The 1,687-nt window shown below is 44.3% G+C and carries 1 tRNA gene and 1 rRNA gene (1 of these 2 cut by a window edge); both read left to right on the forward strand.

Annotation, left to right across the window (positions count from 1 at the left end):
- The first annotated feature begins 4 nt into the window (after window positions 1-4).
- A tRNA-Ala gene (locus tag HXZ69_RS15110) sits at window positions 5-78 on the forward strand.
- Between the two features lie 208 nt (window positions 79-286).
- A 23S ribosomal RNA gene (locus tag HXZ69_RS15115) occupies window positions 287-1,687 on the forward strand (it continues 1,559 nt past the right edge of the window).

The following is a 1,687-nucleotide window of genomic DNA, read 5'->3' on the forward strand; positions in this document are numbered from 1 at the left end:
AAGAGGGGGATTAGCTCAGCTGGCTAGAGCGCTTGCCTTGCACGCAAGAGGTCATCGGTTCGACTCCGATATTCTCCACGAAGCGATAAACGAATCTCGAATTTCGAAATTCGTCTAAAGCAGAAGAGTTCATTGACATTATTAGAAACAGATTATAAATTTATTTATAATCGCATACAATCAAAACAGATTTAGAAATAAATCAAAGTTTATATAAGGTATACAATTAATCAAGAAAACGAGTAAGATTAACATAACCGCTCAATAATATGACGGTTAAATCGAGAAAAAAGTTACAAAGGGCGTACGGCGGATGCCTAGGCTTTGAGAGGCGATGAAGGACGTGATAAGCTGCGATAAGCTACGGGGAGCGGCACATACGCATTAATCCGTAGATTTCCGAATGGGACAACCCGGCATGTTGAAGGCATGTCACCCAGCAATGGGAGCGAACGTTGGGAACTGAAACATCTAAGTACCAATAGGAAAAGAAATCAATTGAGATTCCGTAAGTAGTGGCGAGCGAACGCGGATTAGCCCTAAAGACTTTATAAGGATAACAGAATAACCTGGAAAGGTTAACCGTAGAGGGTGATAGTCCCGTAAGTGAAATTTTTATATAGTTGATAACGAGTAAGGCGGAACACGAGAAATTCTGTCCGAATATGGGAGGACCATCTTCCAAGGCTAAATACTCCTCAAAGACCGATAGTGAACTAGTACTGTGAAGGAAAGGTGAAAAGCATTTCGAATAGAAAGTTGAAATAGAACCTGAAACCGTACGCCTACAAGCGGTCGGAGCACGTAAGTGTGACGGCGTGCCTTTTGCATAATGAGCCTACGAGTTAATGTTGCTGGCAAGGTTAAGCACTTCAGGTGCGGAGCCGTAGCGAAAGCGAGTCTGAATAGGGCGCTATAGTCAGTAGTATTAGACGCGAAACCTTGTGATCTACCCATGGGCAGGTTGAAGCTTTGGTAACACAAAGTGGAGGACCGAACCGGTTGACGTTGAAAAGTCTTCGGATGACCTGTGGGTAGGGGTGAAAGGCCAATCAAACTGGGAAATAGCTCGTACTCCCCGAAATGCATTTAGGTGCAGCGTTTAGTAAAGTATATTAGAGGTAGAGCTACTGATTGGATGCGGGGGCTTCACCGCCTACCAATTCCTGACAAACTCCGAATGCTAATATATGTTTCTAGGCAGTGAGGGCATGGGTGCTAAGGTCCATGTCCGAGAGGGAAAGAACCCAGACCATCAGCTAAGGTCCCCAAATATATGCTAAGTTGAAAAAACGCGGTTGGATTGCATAGACAGCTAGGATGTTAGCTTGGAAGCAGCTATTCATTTAACGAGTGCGTAACAGCTCACTAGTCGAGCGATCCGGCATGGATAATAATCGGGCATAAGCATATTACCGAAGCTATGGATTAGTACATTAGTACTACTGGTAGGGGAGCATTCTAACGGCGCAGAAGTCACCTGGTAATGGGTGGTGGAGCTTTTAGAAAAGAAAATGTAGGCATGAGTAACGATAAAATAAGTGAGAAACTTATTCGCCGTAAGACTAAGGATTCCTCAGCTATGCTAATCAGCTGAGGGTTAGTCGGGTCCTAACACGAACCCTAACGGGGTAGTGGATGGCAAACGGGTTAATATTCCCGTACCTGCACTCAATAAAAGTGACGA

Source organism: Empedobacter sp. R132-2 (assembly GCF_030324375.1).
GTDB lineage: Bacteria > Bacteroidota > Bacteroidia > Flavobacteriales > Weeksellaceae > Empedobacter > Empedobacter falsenii_B.